Origin of the sequence: Microbacterium hominis NBRC 15708 (genome assembly GCF_001592125.1) — a bacterium.
GTDB lineage: Bacteria > Actinomycetota > Actinomycetes > Actinomycetales > Microbacteriaceae > Microbacterium > Microbacterium hominis.
In genome coordinates this window covers 1-17,945 of sequence record NZ_BCWI01000008.1, presented here as the reverse complement: position 1 = coordinate 17,945, position 17,945 = coordinate 1, and the positions used below count along the sequence as shown (strand labels likewise).

The following is a 17,945-nucleotide window of genomic DNA, read 5'->3' as shown; positions in this document are numbered from 1 at the left end:
ACTCCCACATCCGCGGGCCGGCGCCGAACGCCGCTTCGCCCCCGACACGCCGGTCGTCGATTAGCGTGGAGCGGTGACCCGAGACCTCGCCTCCACGCCGCCGTCCGCGCCGATCGCCCCGGTACGCCCCACGATCCGCCGGCATCACGGCGACGAGGTCCGCGACGACTTCGAATGGCTGCGCGCCAAGGAGGATGCCGAGGTCATCGCGCACCTCGAGGCCGAGAACGCCTACACCGAGGCGCGCACCGCGCACCTCGCGGGACTGCGCCAGCGGATCTTCGACGAGATCAAGGCCCGGACGCTCGAGACCGACCTCTCCGTGCCGACCCGTCAGGGCGCGTGGTGGTACTACGGACGCACCGTCGAGGGCAAGCAGTACGGCATCCACTGCCGCGCGCCGCTGTCCGGTCCCGACGACTGGACGCCGCCGGTGCTCACCCCCGGCGTCGACGTCCCCGGCGAGACGGTGCTCCTGGACGGCAACGTCGAAGCCGACGGCCACGAGTTCTTCTCCCTCGGCAGCTTCGACGTGAGCACCGACGGCAGGCGTCTGCTGTACGGCGTGGATGTCGCCGGCGACGAGCGGTACACGCTGCGCATCCGCGACCTCGCCACCGGCGAGACGCTCGGCGACGTCGTCGAGAACACGTCCGCGGGCGCCTCCTTCTCCCCCGACGGCCGGTACGTGGTGTACACGACGGTCGACGACGCCTGGCGCCCCGACACCGTCTGGCTGCACGAGGTCGGCACCGACGCGGCCGCCGACGTCCGCCTGTTCCACGAGCCGGACGAGCGCTACTGGGTGGGGGCGGGATTCACCCGCAGCGAGAAGTACCTCGTGATCGAGGTGGGATCGTCCATCACGACGGAGGAGTACCTCCTGGAGGCCGCCGAGCTCGGCGCCGGGGCCGAGCCGCGCTCGATCTGGCCGCGCCGCGAGGGCGTCGAGTACTCGAGCACCCACGCCGTCGTCGACGGCGAGGACGTGCTCTACATCGTGCACAACCAGGATGCGCTCGACTTCGAGCTCGTGCGGGTCGCGGCATCCGACCCTCTCGGCGCGCGGGAGGTCGTGCTCCCCCACACGCCGGGACGCCGTCTGCTGGACGTCTCGGCGTTCCGGGACTGGGCGGTGGTGTCGTACCGCCGCGACGGCCTGTCGCGCATGGGGATCCTCGACTACCGCACCGGCGCCGTGGACGAGCTCGACTTCCCGGAGGAGCTGTACACCGCCGGCGCCGCGGGCAACCCGGAGTGGGCTCCCCCGATGGTGCGGCTCGGGTTCGGCTCGTTCGTGACCCCCGGGACCGTCTACGACTACGTGGTGGCCTCCGGCGAGCTGCTGCTGCGCAAGCGACAGCCGGTGCTCGGCGGGTACGAGCCGCAGGAGTACGCACAGCGGCGGGAGTGGGTCACGGCATCCGACGGCACCCGGGTACCCGTCTCGCTCGTCTGGAAGCGCTCGTTCGGCGACCCCGGCGACGGGCCGCGACCCGTGCATCTGTACGGCTACGGCTCGTACGAGCACTCGATCGAGCCGGGCTTCTCCGTCGCGCGTCTGTCGATGCTCGACCGCGGCGTCGTGTTCGCGGTGGCGCACGTGCGCGGGGGCGGCGAGCTCGGCCGCCAGTGGTACGAGGACGGCAAGCTGCAGCACAAGCGCAACACGTTCACGGACTTCGTCGACGTCGCCCGGCACCTCGTCGACACCGGCGTCACGAGCCCCGACCGGCTCGTCGCCGAGGGCGGATCGGCCGGCGGGTTGCTGATGGGCGCCGTCGCGAACCTCGCCCCCGAGCTGTTCGCCGGCATCCTCGCCGACGTGCCGTTCGTCGACGCGCTGACCACGATCCTCGACCCGTCGCTGCCGCTGACCGTCATCGAGTGGGACGAGTGGGGCGACCCGCTGCACGACGCCGAGGTGTACGCGTACATGAAGTCGTACACGCCGTACGAGAACGTCCGCGCGGGCGTCACGTACCCCCGCATCCTGGCGACCACCTCGCTCAACGACACCCGCGTGTACTACGTCGAGCCCGCGAAGTGGGTCGCGCGTCTGCGCGAGGTGGGCGCGGACGCGCTGCTCAAGTGCGAGATGGTCGCCGGCCACGGCGGGGTCTCCGGACGCTACAACTCGTGGCACCAGCGCTCGTTCGAGCTCGCCTGGCTGCTGGACGTGCTCGGTCTCGCCGCCGACTGATTCCGCACTCCCACGCACCGCGCCCCACCCCGCCCCACCCATGCCTCGGCATGTCCCACTTATGCCGAGGTGTGTCCCACATTCTGCGCTTGGCACCGCTCCCAGGCAGCAGGAAGTGGGACACAGCGCCCGGCGACCGGCAGCAGTGACCGGCGTCAGCGCCCGGGGGTCCACCCTGCGCGCTGCAGGGCGTCTCGTACCATCGACACCGCGAGCCGGCCATCGCCGACGAGGTGATGCGCCAGCACGCGCTCGTGCTGCCACCCCAGGCCGCGAATGGCCGCCCACCGATCGGCGTCGCGCGCGAACTGACGCGCATCGTAAGCGTGGACGCGCCCGTCGTACTCGACGGCGAGACGATAGCGAGGAAAGGCCAGATCGAGTTCGGCGACGAACGTCCCCCGATCGTCGAACAGATTCCAGGCCACCTCGGCCTCCGGCAGTCCCGCACGGCTCAGCAGCAGCCGCAACCGCGTTTCGCGAGGAGAGCGCACGCCACCGCGAGCGAGTGCCAGTGCCCTGCGGAGGATTCCGCCGCGCACGTCGCCCATCACCTCGATCTCACGCCGAAGCTCGGCCGCGTCCGTCAGCGGGCTCCGGCCTGAGATGAGGTGATCTGCGGCCGCAACGAGGTCATCGAGCCGCCACAGCGTGCCCGTTTGACGCCAGGCACGCGCCGGGTGCTCGACCGGCATCCCGCGCACCGTCGTGTGGGCCGACTCCCGCAGCTGCAGGCGATGACCCACCACGGCGTGAGTGCGGGGTTCGCGCGCGGGACGGTGGGTGGAAACGTGGATGCTCGGGGCATAGGGCCACTCCGGCAGGGGCACCCCGAGAAGACATAGGGCCGTCTCATGGCTGAAGAACTGCCCGTTCCGCAACCGCGGCAGCAGCGCCCGACAGGACGCCTCCAGCGAACCGGGCGTGGGCTCCGTCCGCGCGCGGACGCCGTGGAAGGGACGCGAGAGATCGCGTCCCCGCAGCCGCCCGGGACTCACGCCGGCATCTCGCGCCTGCGCGACGGTGAACGCCTCCGGCAGACTCCGCGGCAGGTCGCTCGAGGTCGTCATCGCGCAAGCGTCACGCATCCGCGGCGACGCTCTGGCGGCTGAGCGCCCGACGGTGGAAACTTCGACGCCCGACGCGGCCAGGGAGGAACCTCCGTCGGGCGTGGACAGTGAGAGTGACGCTCACACGACGTGTCCCACTTCCAGCTGTGCAGGGGTGCCCCGCAGAGCAAGAAGTGGGACATGCCACGACGGAAGTGGGACAACGCCGGCGAGAAGTGGGACACGGCATCCGCGGCGCCCCGGCGTCCCGGTGGGCGGGCGGGCCGGCGTCCCGGGGGGCCGGGGGTCAGCCGAAGAGCGCCGCGGCCTCTTCGTAGCGGTAGATCGGGACCGTGTTCAGCTCGCCGAGCGCCTCCGCGAACGGCACGCGCACGATGTCGGTGCCCTTCAGCGACACCATCTGACCCCAGGCCTGCTCGTAGACCGAGTCGGCCGCGTGCAGCCCCAGGCGCGTCGCGAGCACCCGGTCGAAGCCCGACGGCGAGCCGCCGCGCTGGATGTGGCCGAGCACGGTGGCTCGGGTCTCGATACCGGTCAGGCGCTCGATCTCGGGAGCGAGCACCTCGCTGATGCCGCCGAGACGCGGGCGGTTGAAGGCGTCGAGGCCCTTGTCGCTGAACGCCTCGTCCATGCCCTTGAGGGTGAAGCCCTCCGACACGACGACGAGGGGGGCGCGTCCGCGGTCGTGCGCCTTCTGCACCTGCGCCGCGATCTCGTCGATCGACATCGGCACCTCCGGGATGCAGATGACGTGGGCGCCCGCGGCGATGCCGGAGTGCAGGGCGATCCAGCCGACGTGGCGGCCCATGACCTCGGCCACCATGCAGCGCTGGTGGGAGTCGCCGGTGGTGCGCAGGCGATCCATCGCGTCGGTGGCGATGTTGACCGCGGTGTCGAAGCCGAAGGAGTAGTCGGTGGCGCGCAGGTCGTTGTCGATCGTCTTCGGAACGCCCATCACGTTGATGCCGTCGTTCCAGAGCCGGTTCGCGGCCGCCAGGGTGCCCTCGCCGCCGATGGCGATGATGCCGTCGATGTGGTGGCCGTACATCGTCTTCGCGATGTTCTCGGCGCCGCCGCGCGGACCCTCGTAGGGGTTGGTGCGGCTCGTGCCGAGGATCGTGCCGCCGACCTTGGACAGCCCCTTCACCTCGTGGCGCGTGAGCGGGAAGAAGTCGCCGTCGACGACGCCGCGCCATCCGTCACGGATGCCGACGAACTCGATGTTGTAGTTCGTGGTGCCCTTGAGCACGACGCCGCGGATGACCGCGTTGAGTCCGGGGCAGTCTCCGCCGCTGGTGAGGATGCCGATCTTCATGTGGAGATCCTTCGATGGTTCGGGATGTGGTTCGGCGACGCTGCCATCCTCGACACTATCGCCGTATCGACGGCGGATGCCACCGCATCCGCCGTCGATAATCCCGGCCCGCCTCAGGCCGCGCCGAGCGCCTGCCGCAGCAGGTGCATGAGCGCGGACAGCTGCACCGAGTCGCTCGAGGTGGGGTCGAGCTGGGCGCCGTCCAGCGCGCGCTGGGCAAGACCCTGCTTGGAGTCGATGAGCTCCGCGATCTTCGTGTCGATCGTGTGGGCGGCGATGATCCGCCACGCCGTGACCGGCTCGTCCTGACCGATGCGGTGCACGCGGTCGATGGCCTGCGTCTGCTCGGCCGCCGTCCACGACAGTTCGGCGAGCACCACGTTGGAGGCCGCCTGCATGTTCAGGCCGACGCCGGCGGCCGTCAGCGAACACACGGCGATGGCCACGTCGGGATCCGTGTTGAACGCGTCGATCGCCTGCTGTCGGGCGGGCGTGGACTGGTCGCCGCGGATGGAGATGGTGCGCAGGCCGGATGCCGCGAAGTGCGCCTCTGCGGCATCCATCACGTCGATGTGCTTCGCGAAGAAGACGACCTTGCCGACGGAGCGCTGCAGCTGCACGGCGTAGTCGGCCGCGAGGTGAGCCTTGGCCTGGCCGATCTTTCGCACCATGGTGAACACGTTGTCGGCGCCGGCGGACGACGACTTGGCGTCCTCGAGCTCGCCGTGCGCGACGAGGCGCACGATGTCCTCGTCGATCTCGCCGATGCGCACCTTGTCGCCGCGCGCCTCGATGATGCGGCGGTACTTGGCGGCCAGGCGCGCACCCAGCTCGCGCTCGGCCTCGCGAATGGAGCGGCCGAATTCGTCGTCCAGCTCTACGGGCAGGTCGGCGACCAGCTTGTCGGGGAGGTCGGAGGCGACATCCTTCTTCTTGCGACGGACGATGCCCATCGAGATGACCGCTTCGCGGGCCTCGGGGTAGAACGCCTTGTCCGCCGGGGTGAACCCGGTCGCGTCGAGCTTCTCCATGAGCTCCGGGCCCGGCTTCTCACCGTTGGTCCAGCCGAGGAAGCGCCAGATCGCGTCGAAGTCCTCGACGTCGTTGATCAGCGGCGTGCCGGTGAGGGCCAGCATGAGCGGGTTCCGCACCTGCTCGCGGATGCGTCCACCGAGCGCCAGCACGTTCTGCGAACGCTGCGAGGTGAGGTTCTTGATGAAGTGCGCCTCGTCGACGACCATGCCCTTCAGCCCGAGCGAGCCGAGCCAGGACAGGTGGCGATCGAGTACCTCGTAGTTGACGATGAAGACGTCGGCGAAGGCGTCGACCGTGTCGCCGTCGCCGTGGATGACGGTGGCCCGACGCTGCGGCGTCCACCGCTCGACCTCGCGCGCCCAGTTCATCTTCACGACGTTGGGCACGACCGCCAGCAGCGGATAGGCGTCGGCGACGGAGGCCGCGAGCACCGACTGCGCGGTCTTGCCGAGGCCGGGCTCGTCGGCGAGCAGGAACGAGCGATGACCCGCCCGGACCGCCTCGAGGAACCGCGACTGGTGCGGCATGATCTCGAGCCCCTTGGGCGAGAGCCGGTCGAACTCGGGCACGGGGGGCAGCTCCATCGACGCGCTCGCGCCTCCGGCGCCCGTCTCGAACGCCTTGTAGAGCGGTCCCATCAGCTCCCAGCCGTCGAGGCGGCGGCGGGCGGTGGATGCCGGGGCGCGCAGGGCCACATCGGGCGCGAGGAACGGGTTCGCCTCGCGGCGCGCCTCGATCTGCGGCGGGATGACCTGCCGCTCGGCGAGCGCGGCGGGCACGACCGGGGTCTGCCCCCAGCTCTGCGCGTTCTGGGCGACGTCGGTGATGATGAGCTCGTCCTCGGGCAGGTCCGCGCCCGACTCGAGCAGCCAGTCGCGGCGCATGCGCTTGGCGACGGGCGACGTGGCCTGGTCGACCTCGAGCAGCTGGATGAGCGAGGTGTCGCGTGCGGCCGTCTTGGCGAGGATCGTCGCGACGCCGTCGAGGCGCTTGAGCAGCTCGGCGCGGGCGGCGCCGGCGATCGCGTCGTCGGCCTTGACGCGGGCCCGCTCCTCGCGCACGAGGAAGGCGATGACCTGGAACTTGACCCGGTTGGTGGGCCCGAGCTTGCCCTTCTGCGCCTTCGCCTCGACCTCGCGCACCTTGCGGGCGAGGATCGGGATCAGCGGCGCGTCGTCGTCGCGACGAGCGGACGAGCTGCGATGGGACGAGCCGCGTCGGCGTGACGCGGGGGCGATGGATGCCGTGGTCGGCATGCTCCTCCTGAGCGTGAGTCGCCGGGAGACCGGCGGGCTTCCGGTCCAGAGACCGGTCAGTCGTTTCCCGGGGCGGATGCCGCGGGGTCGGGACGAGGCACGGATCCTCCGGCTGCGGGTACTCGCTTCTGCGAGCTGCGGCGACGGGGGTAGCCTCGCGCCCAGTCTAGCGCGCCACCCCCGCACCCGCGAGCCGCCACGACGCGGCCGAGCCGCCATGATCCGGCCGGCACGAACCATGGCGGCTCGCACAGAGGATGGCGGCTCGCGAGGAGGGTGGGGGGGAGGGAGGGAGGGAGGTGGGGGTCAGGAACGCAGGCGCAGGCTGTTGAGGACGACGAAGACGCTCGAGAAGGCCATCGCGGCCCCGGCGATCATCGGGTTCAGCAGCCCCAGGGCCGCCAGCGGGAGCGCCGCGACGTTGTAGGCGAAGGCCCAGAAGAGGTTGCCGCGGATGATCCGCATCGTGCGACGGCTCAGCCGGATCGCCGTCAGCACCGGTGCCAGGCCCTGCCCGGTGATCGCGATGTCACTGGCGTGCATCGCGGCATCCGTTCCCGAGCCCATCGCGATTCCGAGGTCGGCGCTCGCGAGGGCGGCGGCGTCGTTGATCCCGTCGCCGACCATGGCGACACGGTGTCCCCCGGCCCGCAGCCGCTCGATCTCGGCGACCTTCCCCTCCGGAAGCACGCCCGCGACGACGCTGCGGATGCCGACGGCCTCCGCCACCGCGTGGGCGGCTCCAGCGTTGTCCCCGGTAAGGAGCACGACGTCCAACCCCATCGCCGCCAGCGCCGCGACCGTGTCGGCGCTGTCGGCGCGCACGGTGTCGGCGACGGCGATGACCGCGCGGATCCGTCCGTCCCATCCCGCGACGATCGCGGTCGCGCCGCGCTGCTCGGCCGCGCGCACCGCCGCGGCGATCTCGTCGGGCGCACCATCCGCGGCACCCGCGATCGGCTCGGCATCCGCGGCCCGCGCAGCATCCGCCGCCCGCGCAGCCTGCTCGGCCGCGAAGGTCGGACGGCCGGCGAACACGCGGCGCCCCTCCACCGTGCCGATGACGCCGAGCCCGGCCCGGCCCGCGAAGTCGGTCACCTCCGCCGGGGCGTCGGCGAGGGCGGCGACGGCACGCGCGAGCGGGTGCTCGGATGCGTGCTCCAGCGAGCCGACGAGGTGCGCGATGTCGTCGGGATCGGTGCCGGCGACGGGGGTCACGGTCGCGACCGTCATGGTTCCGGCGGTCACGGTTCCGGTCTTGTCGAGGACGACCGTGTCGATGCGGTCGGCCGCCTCGAGCGCCTCCGGCCCGGTGATCAGCACCCCCAGCTGGGCGCCGCGCCCGGTGCCGACCAGGATCGCGATCGGCGTCGCCAGTCCGAGCGCACAGGGGCAGGCGATGATCAGCACCGCCACCGCGGCGGTGAACCCCGATGCGATCGCCTCGCCCGAGAACCCGCCGACGATCAGCCACGCCAGCAGGGTCAGCGCCGCCAGGACGATGACGACGGGCACGAACACGCCGGAGATCCGGTCGGCGAGCCGCTGGACGCGGCTCTTGCCCGCCTGGGCGTCTTCCACCAGCCGCGCCAGCCGGGCGAGACGGGTGTCGTCGCCGACCGAGGTCGCCTCGACGACCAGTCGACCGTCGGTGGAGATCGTGCCGCCGGTCACGATCGCACCGGCATCCACCTCGACGGGCACCGCCTCGCCGGTGATCATGCTCTCGTCGATCGAGGCGCGCCCGGCGACCACACGACCGTCGGTGGCGACCTTCTCCCCCGGGCGCACGACGAACGCGTCCCCGACCCGGAGGGCGTCGATCGGCACGCGGCGGCCGTCCTGCAGCTCGACGTCGCGCGCCGAGAGATCCATCAGCGCCCGCACCGCCGCGCCGGCGCGCCGCTTGGAGCGCTGCTCGATGACGCGTCCGAGCAGCAGGAACACCGTCACGGCGGCGGCGACCTCGAAGTAGACGAGCGACGACGGGTCGTGGACGGGGGCGAACATCCCGCCGTCGTGGCGCATCCCGAGCTCGCCGGCCGTGCCGAACAGGAGCGCCCAGACGCTCCAGAGGTAGGCCGCGCCGGTGCCGAGGGTGATGAGCGTGTCCATCGTCATCGCGCCGTGGCGCGCATTGGCGATCGTCGCGCGGTGGAACGGCCACCCGCCCCAGAGCACCACCGGCGTCGCGAGCACGAGCGACACCCACTGCCAGCCCGAGAACTGCCACGCGGGGACCATCCCGAGCGCGACGACGGGCAGCGCCAGAAGGATGCTGACGATCAGGCGGGTCCGCAGCGTGACGGCGCCCGGGCGATCCTCCACGTCGTGGACGTGGCCCTCCGCTCCCTCCGCGTGCGGCGCGTGGTCGTGCGCGTGCGCCTCGCCGGGCGACGACTCGTGACCCCGGTCGGGGGTCGAACGCCGCGGACGCAGGTGCGCCTCGTACCCCGCTTCGCGCACCGCGGCCACGAGTGCGGCGGGGTCCAGGGCGCGAGGGTAGTCGACGCGTGCGGACTCGGTCGCAAGGTTGACGGATGCCGAGACGCCGTCGAGGCGCTCCAACCGCTTCTCCACGCGCGCGACGCAGCTCGCGCAGGTCATCCCCTCGATGTCGAGCACCGCCTCCTCGTGCGGCATCGACACGGCATCCGTCGACAGGCCGGTCATCGTCGGCCCCGTCAGCGGGCGACGACGGTGTAGCCCGCCTCGTCGACGGCGGCCGCGATCTCGGCGTCGAGCGCGGCACCGGCCGCGCCGTCGTCGACGGTGACGGTGAGGGTTCCCGCCGTCACGTCGACGGCGATGTCATCGATCCCGTCGACCTTGCGCACCTCGCGCGTGACCGCTCCGGCGCAGTGCGCGCAGGTCATGCCGTCGACGGCGTACGTCTGCGTGGACATGGTGTCTCCTCTCGCCGCACGCCCGTTCGGCTGCGGCTCTCGCTGACAACCATGATACCCCCCTGGGGTATTCCCGAGGACCCGCTGGCGTAGGCTGGGACCATGTCCACCATCACCGAGCGCGACCTCGCCGCGACCATCGACCACGCCATCCTCAAGCCCGAACTGACGCGCGCCGACGTCGACGCCGAGCTCGACATCGCCGCGGAGTGGGGCGTCTTCAGCGTGTGCGTGCGTCCGAGCGACATCGCCCACGCGGTCGACCGCCTGGCCGGCACCGGAGTGAACGTGGGCACCGTCATCGGCTTCCCCCACGGCACCACCTCCACCGCCGCCAAGGTCGCCGAGGTCGGTCAGGCCCTCGCTGACGGCGCCGTCGAGTTCGACATGGTCATCAACATCGGCGCCCTGCGTTCGGGCTTCGACGACGCGGTCGTCGCCGACATCGCGGCCGTCGTCGCGGCGGCATCCGGCAAGGTGACGAAGGTCATCCTCGAGACCTCGCTGCTCGACGACGAGCAGATCGCCCGCGGCAGCCGTCTGACCGAGGCCGGCGGCGCCGACTTCGTCAAGACGTCGACGGGATTCGCGGGGGGCGGGGCGAGCGTCGCCCACGTCGAGCTCATGCGCGCGAACGTCGGACCCGATGTGCAGGTGAAGGCCTCCGGCGGCGTCCGCAGCTACGCCGACGCGCTGGCGATGCTGGCCGCCGGGGCGACCCGACTGGGCACGAGCGGCAGCGCGGTGATCCTCGGCGAGGCGCGCCGGGTGGATGCCGGAGAGCAGGCCGTCGGCGCCGTCGACGCCTCCTCGTACTGACCCGCCGTCGTCGGGTGCGGCGGCTCAGGCCAGAGCCGCACGCACACGGGCGACGTCGTCGTCCATCTGCGCGATGAGCGCCTCGATGCCGGCGAAGGCGACCATTCCGCGGATGCGATGCGTGAAGCGGATCTGCACGCGGTGCCCGTACAGGTCGAGTCCCGTCTCGTCGAGGACATAGGCCTCGACCTGACGGACGGGGACGTCGTCGAACGTCGGGTTCGTCCCGACGGAGATGGCCGCGGGGTAGCGGGTCGTGACGGCGGTTCCGTCCGCGCCGAGGTCGACGAGCCAGCCGGCGTACACGCCGTCGGCCGGGATGAAGCCCTCCGCCGACGCGGACAGGTTCGCCGTCGGAAAACCGAGCTCCCGGCCGCGCTTGAGGCCGTGGACGACCTCGCCCTGCACGGCGTGCGGACGTCCGAGCAGCCGCGCGGCCCCCTCGACGTCACCGGCGGCCAGCAGGTCGCGCACCCACGTCGACGAGACACGGCGGCCGCCGCCCTGCACGTCGCCGACGACGTCGACCGCGAAGCCGTACTCGGCGCCCAGTTCGGTGAGGAGAGCGGGATCTCCCGCCCCGCCGCGGCCGAAGCGGAAGTCGTCTCCGACCATCACGGTCACGACGCCCAGGCTGAGCAGGACGTGCTCCACGAACGCCCGCGGCTCCAGCGCGGCGAGCTGTTCGTCGAAGCGCAGGACGAGGGTGGCATCGACGCCCGCGGCCGCCAGGAGGTCGAGCTTCTGGCCCACGCTGCACACCGGCTCGGGACACAGCTCCGGCCGCAGCAGGCTCAGCGGGTTGCGGTCGAAGGTCACGGCGACCACCCGCGCGCCGGCCTCGGCCGCCGCGACCCGGGCGCGATCGATCACGGCGCGGTGGCCGGAGTGCACGCCGTCGAACTTCCCGATGGCGACGACGCTCGGGCCGAACCCCTCGGGGATCTCGGCGGGGTCGTGGAAGACGATCACCAGGACGACCTCCGATCGGTGCCGACGGTGTCGTGCCGGACGGGCTCGTCGTCGGATGCCGCGGCATCCGGCACCGGGTCCGCCCCGCGTCCGCCGCTGCGCAGCCACCAGAGCCCGACGAAGGGAAGCACGAGCGGCACCCAGAAGTAGCCGAAGCCGTAGCCGGACCAGACGGTGGCATCGTGGAGGAACAGCTCCGGATGCGTGAGGCTCAGAGTGCCGACGATGAGCACCCCCGCCAGCTCGAAGCAGATCGCGATCCACGCGACGACGTACCAGCGCGGGCTGTCGGACTTCACCAGGGCGACGGTCGCCAGTACGTACACGACGGCGGCGGCCGCCGACAGCGTGTAGGCGAGCGGGGCGGCGGAGAAGTCCTGCACGATCTGGACGAACGAGCGTCCGGTCGCCGCGAGGGCCATGATGGCGTAGACGACCACGAGCACGCGGCCGATGCCGGTCATCCGGGTGTGCCCGGTCGCGTCGAGGTGTGGCGAAGTCATGACCTGTCAATGATAGGCGGCGCCGACGGGGGCGACGGGCGCCGGCTCACATGCCGACGGTCGTCCAGATGACCTGCATGCGCCAGACCATGACCGCGACCGACAGCGCCGCGATCCCCATGATCACGGTGCTCCAGCGGCTGCGCTCGATGAGGGCCCAGACCACCGACGCGGGCGGGATGAGCACCGCGGACACGAGGTAGACCCAGAACTCCAGCGCGCTGCCCGACGGGGGGTTGCCGACGAGCGGGGCGACGATCGCGACGACGACCTGCGCGAGCAGGAGCACGAGGATGAGGGCCATCGCCCCAACCGTGAGGTCGCTGGGACGACGCCCGGCCAGGCCGAGCACGACCGCGAGCAGACCCGCCGCGACGGCGACCGCGACCTGCACGATGGCGAACCACTCGATCATGCGTCCTCCGCCATGTTCATCACGCTCTTCACGTCGGCGCCGCGGCGTTCCACGATGCCGACCAGTCGCCCGTCGGGGTCGATCGCGGCGGGCGTCGCGGTCGCGGATCCGTCGAGGCGCTCCGCCGCGGCGTGGAGCCTCTTGCCGTGGCGCAGGTCGCGCGCCTCGTCGGCGCTGACGGGAAACGCGCCGAGCACGGCTGCCGCGACGCGCGCCGGCGTCTCCAGCGGCGCGTCGGGGGTGATCTCGGCGACGGCGTCGGCGACCTCGAACGCGCCGATGCGGGTGCGCCGCAGCGCCGTGAGGTGCCCGCCGATGCCGAGGGCGGCGCCGAGGTCACGCGCGAGGGCGCGGATGTACGTCCCGCTGGAGCAGTCCACGACCACGTCGAGGTCGATGGTGCCGTCCGCGCCCGCACGTCGGGCCAGGACCTCGAACCGGTCGATCGTGACGCGCCGCGCCGTCAGCTCGACCGCTTCGCCCGCGCGCGCGAGATCGTAGGCGCGCTTGCCGCCGACCTTGATCGCCGAGACCGTGCTCGGCACCTGGTCGATCTCGCCGGAGAGCGCGGCGATGCCGGCCGCGATCCGCTCGTCCGTCGCGGCGGCGAGGGCCGCGGCATCCGCTCGAGCCGTCTCGACGCCGTCCGCGTCGTCGGAGTCGGTGGCGACGCCGAGCCGGATCGTGGCCTCGTACGTCTTGCCGAGGCCGACGATGAAGGTCAGCAGCCGGGTCGCGGGCCCCACCCCGAGGATGAGCAGCCCCGTGGCCATCGGGTCGAGGGTGCCCGCATGCCCGATCTTTCGGGTGTTCAGCGCGCGACGCGCGCGGGCGACGACGTCGTGGCTCGTGATCCCCTGCGGCTTGTCGACGAGCAGGATGCCGTTCGGGACGGACGGTGACGCGGGCATTGCTCCAGCCTAGGCCGGGCCGACGCGCGGCCGGAGAACGCAACCCGCCCGCGGCCGTAGGCTGGTGCGGTGCCAGAGCTCGCGACGCCGCTGATCGCGTGGTATCGCGACACCGCGCGCGACCTGCCGTGGCGGGCGCCCGGTTTCGGCGCATGGGGCGTGCTGGTGAGCGAGTTCATGCTGCAGCAGACGCCGGTGACCCGCGTGATCCCGCGTCTGGAGGCGTGGCTGACGCGCTGGCCGACTCCCACCGCGCTGGCCGCCGACCCGCCCGCCGCCGCCGTCGCGCAGTGGGCGAACCTCGGCTACCCGCGCCGCGCGCTGTGGTTGCACCGCGCCGCGGTCGAGATCCGCGACCGTCACGACGGCGTGGTCCCCCGCGACGTCGACGCGCTCCTGTCCCTCACCGGGATCGGCGACTACACCGCGCGCGCCGTCGCGGTGTTCGCGTACGGCGACCGGCATCCGGTCGTCGACACGAACACGCGGCGGGTCATCGCGCGGGCGGTCGAGGGCCGGTCGCAGCCCGGACCCCCGGGGCGCCGGGACCTCGCCGACATGGAACGGCTGCTGCCGGCGGAGCTGCCAGATGCCGCGGTGATGAACGCCGCGATGATGGAGCTCGGCGCCGTGGTCTGCACCGCGCGGGCGGCGCGCTGCGACGTCTGCCCGGTGGCCTCGCTGTGTGCGTGGCGCGCCGCCGGGTATCCCGACACCGGCGACGCCCGCCGGAAGCAGGCATCCTACGAGGGCAGCGATCGTCAGGCGCGCGGCGCGGTGCTGCGGACGCTGCGGGCGGCGGAGGCGCACGAGGTCGCCGAGGCGGCGGTCATCGCCGACTGGCCCGATCCGGCGCAGCGGGGGCGGGCCATCGACTCGCTGCTGGTCGACGGACTCATCGAGTCCGACGGGATGCTGCTGCGTCTGCCCCGCTGACGACGCCGAGCGCGGCGCACCCTCATTGTCACGGCGAGGGGCCGATGCGTCACCCGGTGCGGCGGCGTACGGTCCGCCTCATGAAGGCGCTGATCGTGTACGAATCTCAGTTCGGCAACACCGAGAAGGTCGCCCGGGCCATCGCGGAGGGCGTCGCGACGAGCGGTCGGGTCGAGGTCGTCGCGGTCGACACCGCCCCGACGGTCCTGCCCGACGATGTGGACCTGCTCCTCGTGGGCGGTCCGACGCACGTGTTCTCGATGTCGCGGGTGCAGACGCGGGCCGATGCCGCGAAGGACGCGCCGACGCCGACCCGGCGCGGCATCCGGGAATGGCTCGCGCAGGCCTCCTCCGCTTCGGGACGTCTTCGCGTCGCCACGTTCGGCACGAAGCAGGGGCACGGCCGGCTCAGCGGGTCGGCGGCGACGGCGGCCGCGAAGGCGGCGCGGGCGCACGGGTTGTCGGTGGATGCCGTGGAGGACTTCTTCGTGACGGGACGAAGCGGCCCCCTCGAGGAGGGCGAGCTCGAACGCGCGACCGCGTGGGGACGCGCGCTCGGGCGCTGAGGCTCAGTCGTCCTCGTCGTCGTCCTCGCGCGGCTTGACGTAGGGGTCGGCGTCGCCCGCGTAGGCGGCACCGGCGGCGAGCCCGGCGACGGCGGCGTCCCGCTCCTGCGCCTCACGGAGGAGCTCGGCGATGTGTCCGGCGTTCTCCGGCAGCGCGTCGGGGATGAACTCGAGCGACGGGGTGAGCCGCACGCCGAGCTGCTTGCCGACCTCGCTGCGCAGCATCCCGGTGGCCGCCTTCAGGGCAGCCGCCGAGTCTTCGCGCGCCTTGTCGTCGCCGTACACGGTGTAGAACACCGAGGCGTGCTGCAGGTCTCCGGTGACGCGCACGTCGGTGATCGTCACGAAGCCGAGGCGCGGGTCGCGCAGCCCCTTCTCGAGCCGCTCGGCGATGAGCACGCGGATGCGGTCGGCGAGTCTCGCCTGCCGTTCTGAAGACATCTCTCTTACCTCTTTCTGCGCCCGGCGGAGCCGGGAGGTCGGCGGAGGCGGAGCCGGTCGCGCCGCGGAGACAATCGGGGTAGGGGCCCCGCTCTTGTCTCCGCGGCGCGACCGGCGCAGCCGCAGCCGAACAGGAAGGATCAGCCGCGCGGCTTCTCCACCATCTCGGTCGTCTCGATCTCGTCGCCGATCTGGATGTCGTTGTACTTGCCCAGTCCGATACCGGCCTCGAAGTCCGTGCGGACCTCGGTGACGTCGTCCTTGAAGCGGCGCAGCGACTCGATCTGCAGACCGTCGGCCAGCACGACGCCGTCGCGGATGACGCGCGCCTTGGCGTTGCGCGTGATCGTTCCGCTGCGGACGATGACACCGGCGATGTTGCCGAACTTCGAGGAGCGGAACACCTCGCGGATCTCGGCGACACCCGACTGCACCTCTTCGAACTCCGGCTTGAGCAGGCCCTTGAGCGACTGCTCGACGTCGTCGATCGCGTTGTAGATGACCGAGTAGAAGCGCACGTCCACGCCCTCGCGGGCGGCGCGCTCGCGCGCCTTCGTGTCGGGGCGGACGTTGAAGCCGATCACGATCGCGTTGTCGATCGTGGCCAGGTTGATGTCCGACTCCGTGATGGCGCCGACGCCGCGGTGGATGATGCGCAGCTGCACCGAGTCGTCGACCTCGATCTTGAGGAGCGACTCCTCCAGCGCCTCGACGGCACCGGACACGTCGCCCTTGATGATGAGGTTGAGCGACTCGACCTTGCCCTCTTCGAGAGCGCGGGTGAAGTCCTCGAGCGAGATGCGCTTGCGGGCCTTGGCCAGCTGGGCGTTGCGCTCGGCGGCCTCGCGCTTCTCGGCGATCTGGCGAGCCGTGCGGTCCTCCTCGGTGACGATGAACACGTCACCGGCACGGGGCACGGAGTTCAGACCCTGCACCTGGACGGGACGCGAGGGGTAGGCCTCGTCGACCGCGTCGCCGTTCTCGTCGATCATCGCGCGGACGCGGCCGTAGGCCGTGCCGGCCACGATCGCGTCGCCGACGCGCAGCGTTCCCGACTGGATGAGCACGGTCGCCACCGAGCCGCGGCCCTTGTCGAGCTTCGCTTCGATCGCGACACCGCGGGCGGCCTTGTTCGGGTTCGCCGTGAGGTCGAGTCCCGCGTCGGCCGTCAGCAGCACGGCATCCAGCAGTTCCTGGATGTTCGTGCCCTGGCGTGCGGACACGTCGACGAACATGACGTCGCCGCCGTACTCCTCGGCCACGAGGCCGTACTCGGTGAGCTGCTGGCGCACCTTGGCCGGGTTCGCGTCGGGCTTGTCGACCTTGTTGACCGCGACCACGATCGGCACACCGGCCGCCTGGGCGTGGTTCAGGGCCTCCACCGTCTGCGGCATGATGCCGTCGTCGGCGGCGACCACGAGGATGGCGATGTCGGTCACCTGGGCACCACGGGCACGCATGGCGGTGAACGCCTCGTGACCGGGGGTGTCGATGAAGGTGATCGCGCGCTCGATGCCCTCGTGCTCGGTCCACACCTGGTACGCACCGATGTGCTGGGTGATGCCGCCGGCCTCGCCCGCCACGACGTTCGTCTGGCGGATGGCGTCGAGCAGTCGCGTCTTACCGTGGTCGACGTGACCCATGACGGTCACGACCGGAGGACGGATCTCGAGGTCGTCCTCGCTCTCCGCCTCCAACTCGGCCTCGAGGTCGAGACCGAAGCCCTCGAGGAGCTCCTTGTCCTCGTCCTCGGGCGAGACCATCTGGATCTTGTAGCCGAGCTCGGCGCCGAGCACCTCGAAGGTGGCCTCGTCCAGCGACTCGGTCGCGGTGGCCATCTCACCGAGGTTGAAGAGGATCGTCACCAGCGTGCCGGGCTGCACGGTGTAGCCGCGCAGGGCCTCGAGCTTGTCCGCGAAGTCGGCGATCGACGCGCCGCGACGCAGGCGGATGATCTCGCCGTTGCCCTTCTGGACATTGACGCCGCCGACGACGGGCGCCGACCGCATCTCGAATTCCTGCCGCTTCGCACGACGCGACTTGCGCTGCTTGCTCTTGCCGCCGCCCTTGCCGAAGGCACCCGCGGTGCCACCGCCGGGACCACGGCCACGACCACCGCCGCCACCGGGACGACCCGCGAAGCCGCCACCGGGCGCTCCGGGACCGCCGGTGCCGCCGGGACGCTGGAAGCCGCCGGCACCGCCGGGACGACCGGGACCGCCAGGACGCTGCTGGAACGGCGCGCCGGGACGACCGCCGCCTCCGGGACGACCGGCGCCGCCGGGACGCGGGGCACCGGGACGGGGAGCGCCGGGGCGCGGAGCCTGCGGGCGCGGGATGTTGCCGGGCGTCGGACGCTGACCCATCCCCTGCGCGGACGCGAACGGGTTGTTGCCCGGACGCGGGCCGGCGGGACGCTGGCCCATCCCCTGCGACGAGGAGAACGGGTTGTTGCCGGGACGCGGAGCGCCACCGGGGCGCGGCGCCTGCGGCGTGGCCGCACCGGGCGCGGCGGCGGCCGGCGTGGCGGGCGTCGGAGCGTCCGCTGCGGCGGGGGCCGCCGGAGCCGGAGCGGCCGGCGCGGCGGGCGCGCTGGG

At 72.1% G+C, this 17,945-nt stretch carries 15 protein-coding genes; 4 read left to right on the top strand and 11 right to left on the bottom strand.

Going from position 1 to position 17,945, the window contains the following annotated elements; genetic code table 11:
• Window positions 1-73 precede the first annotated feature (73 nt).
• Window positions 74-2,203, top strand: coding sequence for a S9 family peptidase (locus tag MHO01S_RS07995; protein WP_060959442.1), 2,130 nt, complete (start codon window positions 74-76; stop codon window positions 2,201-2,203).
• A 155-nt stretch (window positions 2,204-2,358) separates the two neighbouring features.
• Here MHO01S_RS07995 and MHO01S_RS16465 read toward each other — a convergent pair whose 3' ends face one another.
• The 5 genes from MHO01S_RS16465 to MHO01S_RS07970 form a co-directional block, all read right to left on the bottom strand.
• Complete coding sequence (locus tag MHO01S_RS16465) at window positions 2,359-2,898, bottom strand: putative endonuclease domain-containing protein (RefSeq protein ID WP_157553763.1); 540 nt, start codon at window positions 2,896-2,898, stop codon at window positions 2,359-2,361.
• Window positions 2,899-3,559: 661 nt separating this feature from the next.
• Window positions 3,560-4,588, bottom strand: coding sequence for a 6-phosphofructokinase (locus tag MHO01S_RS07985; RefSeq protein WP_060959440.1), 1,029 nt, complete (start codon window positions 4,586-4,588; stop codon window positions 3,560-3,562).
• 113 nt (window positions 4,589-4,701) lie between these two features.
• On the bottom strand, window positions 4,702-6,879 hold the full coding sequence (locus tag MHO01S_RS07980; protein ID WP_061782121.1) for a DEAD/DEAH box helicase: 2,178 nt from the start codon (window positions 6,877-6,879) through the stop codon (window positions 4,702-4,704).
• A gap of 306 nt (window positions 6,880-7,185) precedes the next feature.
• Window positions 7,186-9,552 carry a heavy metal translocating P-type ATPase gene (locus MHO01S_RS07975; RefSeq protein ID WP_061782120.1) on the bottom strand — a complete coding sequence of 789 codons (2,367 nt, stop codon included), beginning with the start codon at window positions 9,550-9,552 and terminating at the stop codon, window positions 7,186-7,188.
• A gap of 11 nt (window positions 9,553-9,563) precedes the next feature.
• Window positions 9,564-9,785, bottom strand: a complete 222-nt coding sequence (locus MHO01S_RS07970; protein ID WP_061782119.1) for a heavy-metal-associated domain-containing protein — start codon at window positions 9,783-9,785, stop codon at window positions 9,564-9,566.
• A gap of 102 nt (window positions 9,786-9,887) precedes the next feature.
• On the opposite strand from MHO01S_RS07970, the gene deoC reads away from it, so the two are divergent.
• Entirely contained in the window at window positions 9,888-10,604 is a 717-nt protein-coding gene (gene deoC / locus MHO01S_RS07965) for a deoxyribose-phosphate aldolase (protein ID WP_060959436.1), read from the top strand.
• A gap of 24 nt (window positions 10,605-10,628) precedes the next feature.
• Here deoC and MHO01S_RS07960 read toward each other — a convergent pair whose 3' ends face one another.
• Genes MHO01S_RS07960 through truB form a run of 4 tightly spaced genes read right to left on the bottom strand, consistent with a single transcriptional unit; the run spans window position 10,629 to window position 13,405 of the window.
• Window positions 10,629-11,576, bottom strand: coding sequence for a bifunctional riboflavin kinase/FAD synthetase (locus MHO01S_RS07960; RefSeq protein ID WP_060959435.1), 948 nt, complete (start codon window positions 11,574-11,576; stop codon window positions 10,629-10,631).
• Window positions 11,573-12,079: a hypothetical protein gene (locus MHO01S_RS07955; protein WP_060959434.1), complete on the bottom strand. Its 507-nt coding sequence runs from the start codon at window positions 12,077-12,079 to the stop codon at window positions 11,573-11,575. Before MHO01S_RS07955 ends, MHO01S_RS07960 begins: the two co-directional genes overlap by 4 nt.
• Window positions 12,080-12,125: 46 nt before the next feature.
• The gene (locus tag MHO01S_RS07950; RefSeq protein ID WP_060959433.1) at window positions 12,126-12,494 is read right to left on the bottom strand and encodes a hypothetical protein; all 369 of its coding nucleotides are present in this window, start codon (window positions 12,492-12,494) and stop codon (window positions 12,126-12,128) included.
• On the bottom strand, window positions 12,491-13,405 hold the full coding sequence (gene truB, locus MHO01S_RS07945) for a tRNA pseudouridine(55) synthase TruB (protein ID WP_061782118.1): 915 nt from the start codon (window positions 13,403-13,405) through the stop codon (window positions 12,491-12,493). Before truB ends, MHO01S_RS07950 begins: the two co-directional genes overlap by 4 nt.
• Window positions 13,406-13,474: 69 nt before the next feature.
• Between truB and MHO01S_RS07940 the strand changes: the two genes are divergently transcribed.
• Window positions 13,475-14,341 carry an HhH-GPD family protein gene (locus tag MHO01S_RS07940; protein WP_061782117.1) on the top strand — a complete coding sequence of 289 codons (867 nt, stop codon included), beginning with the start codon at window positions 13,475-13,477 and terminating at the stop codon, window positions 14,339-14,341.
• Between the two features lie 80 nt (window positions 14,342-14,421).
• Entirely contained in the window at window positions 14,422-14,907 is a 486-nt protein-coding gene (locus MHO01S_RS07935; protein ID WP_061782116.1) for a flavodoxin family protein, read from the top strand.
• A gap of 3 nt (window positions 14,908-14,910) precedes the next feature.
• On the opposite strand, the gene rbfA is transcribed toward MHO01S_RS07935, so the two are convergent.
• Both rbfA and infB read right to left on the bottom strand, forming a co-directional pair.
• Window positions 14,911-15,348, bottom strand: a complete 438-nt coding sequence (rbfA, locus tag MHO01S_RS07930) for a 30S ribosome-binding factor RbfA (protein WP_060959431.1) — start codon at window positions 15,346-15,348, stop codon at window positions 14,911-14,913.
• A gap of 140 nt (window positions 15,349-15,488) precedes the next feature.
• The coding region (gene infB, locus MHO01S_RS07925; RefSeq protein ID WP_061782115.1) for a translation initiation factor IF-2 at window positions 15,489-17,945 on the bottom strand (2,457 nt) is incomplete at its 5' end.

Excerpts from the sequence above, each read along its gene's own strand:
- deoC (WP_060959436.1), top strand. The coding sequence starts at position 9,888 with ATGTCCACCATCACCGAGCGCGACCTCGCCGCGACCATCGACCACGCC.
- truB (WP_061782118.1), bottom strand. The coding sequence starts at position 13,405 with ATGCCCGCGTCACCGTCCGTCCCGAACGGCATCCTGCTCGTCGACAAG.
- MHO01S_RS07975 (WP_061782120.1), bottom strand. The coding sequence starts at position 9,552 with ATGACCGGCCTGTCGACGGATGCCGTGTCGATGCCGCACGAGGAGGCG.
- MHO01S_RS16465 (WP_157553763.1), bottom strand. The coding sequence starts at position 2,898 with ATGCCGGTCGAGCACCCGGCGCGTGCCTGGCGTCAAACGGGCACGCTG.
- MHO01S_RS07955 (WP_060959434.1), bottom strand. The coding sequence starts at position 12,079 with ATGACTTCGCCACACCTCGACGCGACCGGGCACACCCGGATGACCGGC.
- rbfA (WP_060959431.1), bottom strand. The coding sequence starts at position 15,348 with ATGTCTTCAGAACGGCAGGCGAGACTCGCCGACCGCATCCGCGTGCTC.
- MHO01S_RS07950 (WP_060959433.1), bottom strand. The coding sequence starts at position 12,494 with ATGATCGAGTGGTTCGCCATCGTGCAGGTCGCGGTCGCCGTCGCGGCG.
- MHO01S_RS07985 (WP_060959440.1), bottom strand. The coding sequence starts at position 4,588 with ATGAAGATCGGCATCCTCACCAGCGGCGGAGACTGCCCCGGACTCAAC.
- MHO01S_RS07970 (WP_061782119.1), bottom strand. The coding sequence starts at position 9,785 with ATGTCCACGCAGACGTACGCCGTCGACGGCATGACCTGCGCGCACTGC.
- MHO01S_RS07935 (WP_061782116.1), top strand. The coding sequence starts at position 14,422 with ATGAAGGCGCTGATCGTGTACGAATCTCAGTTCGGCAACACCGAGAAG.
- MHO01S_RS07980 (WP_061782121.1), bottom strand. The coding sequence starts at position 6,879 with ATGCCGACCACGGCATCCATCGCCCCCGCGTCACGCCGACGCGGCTCG.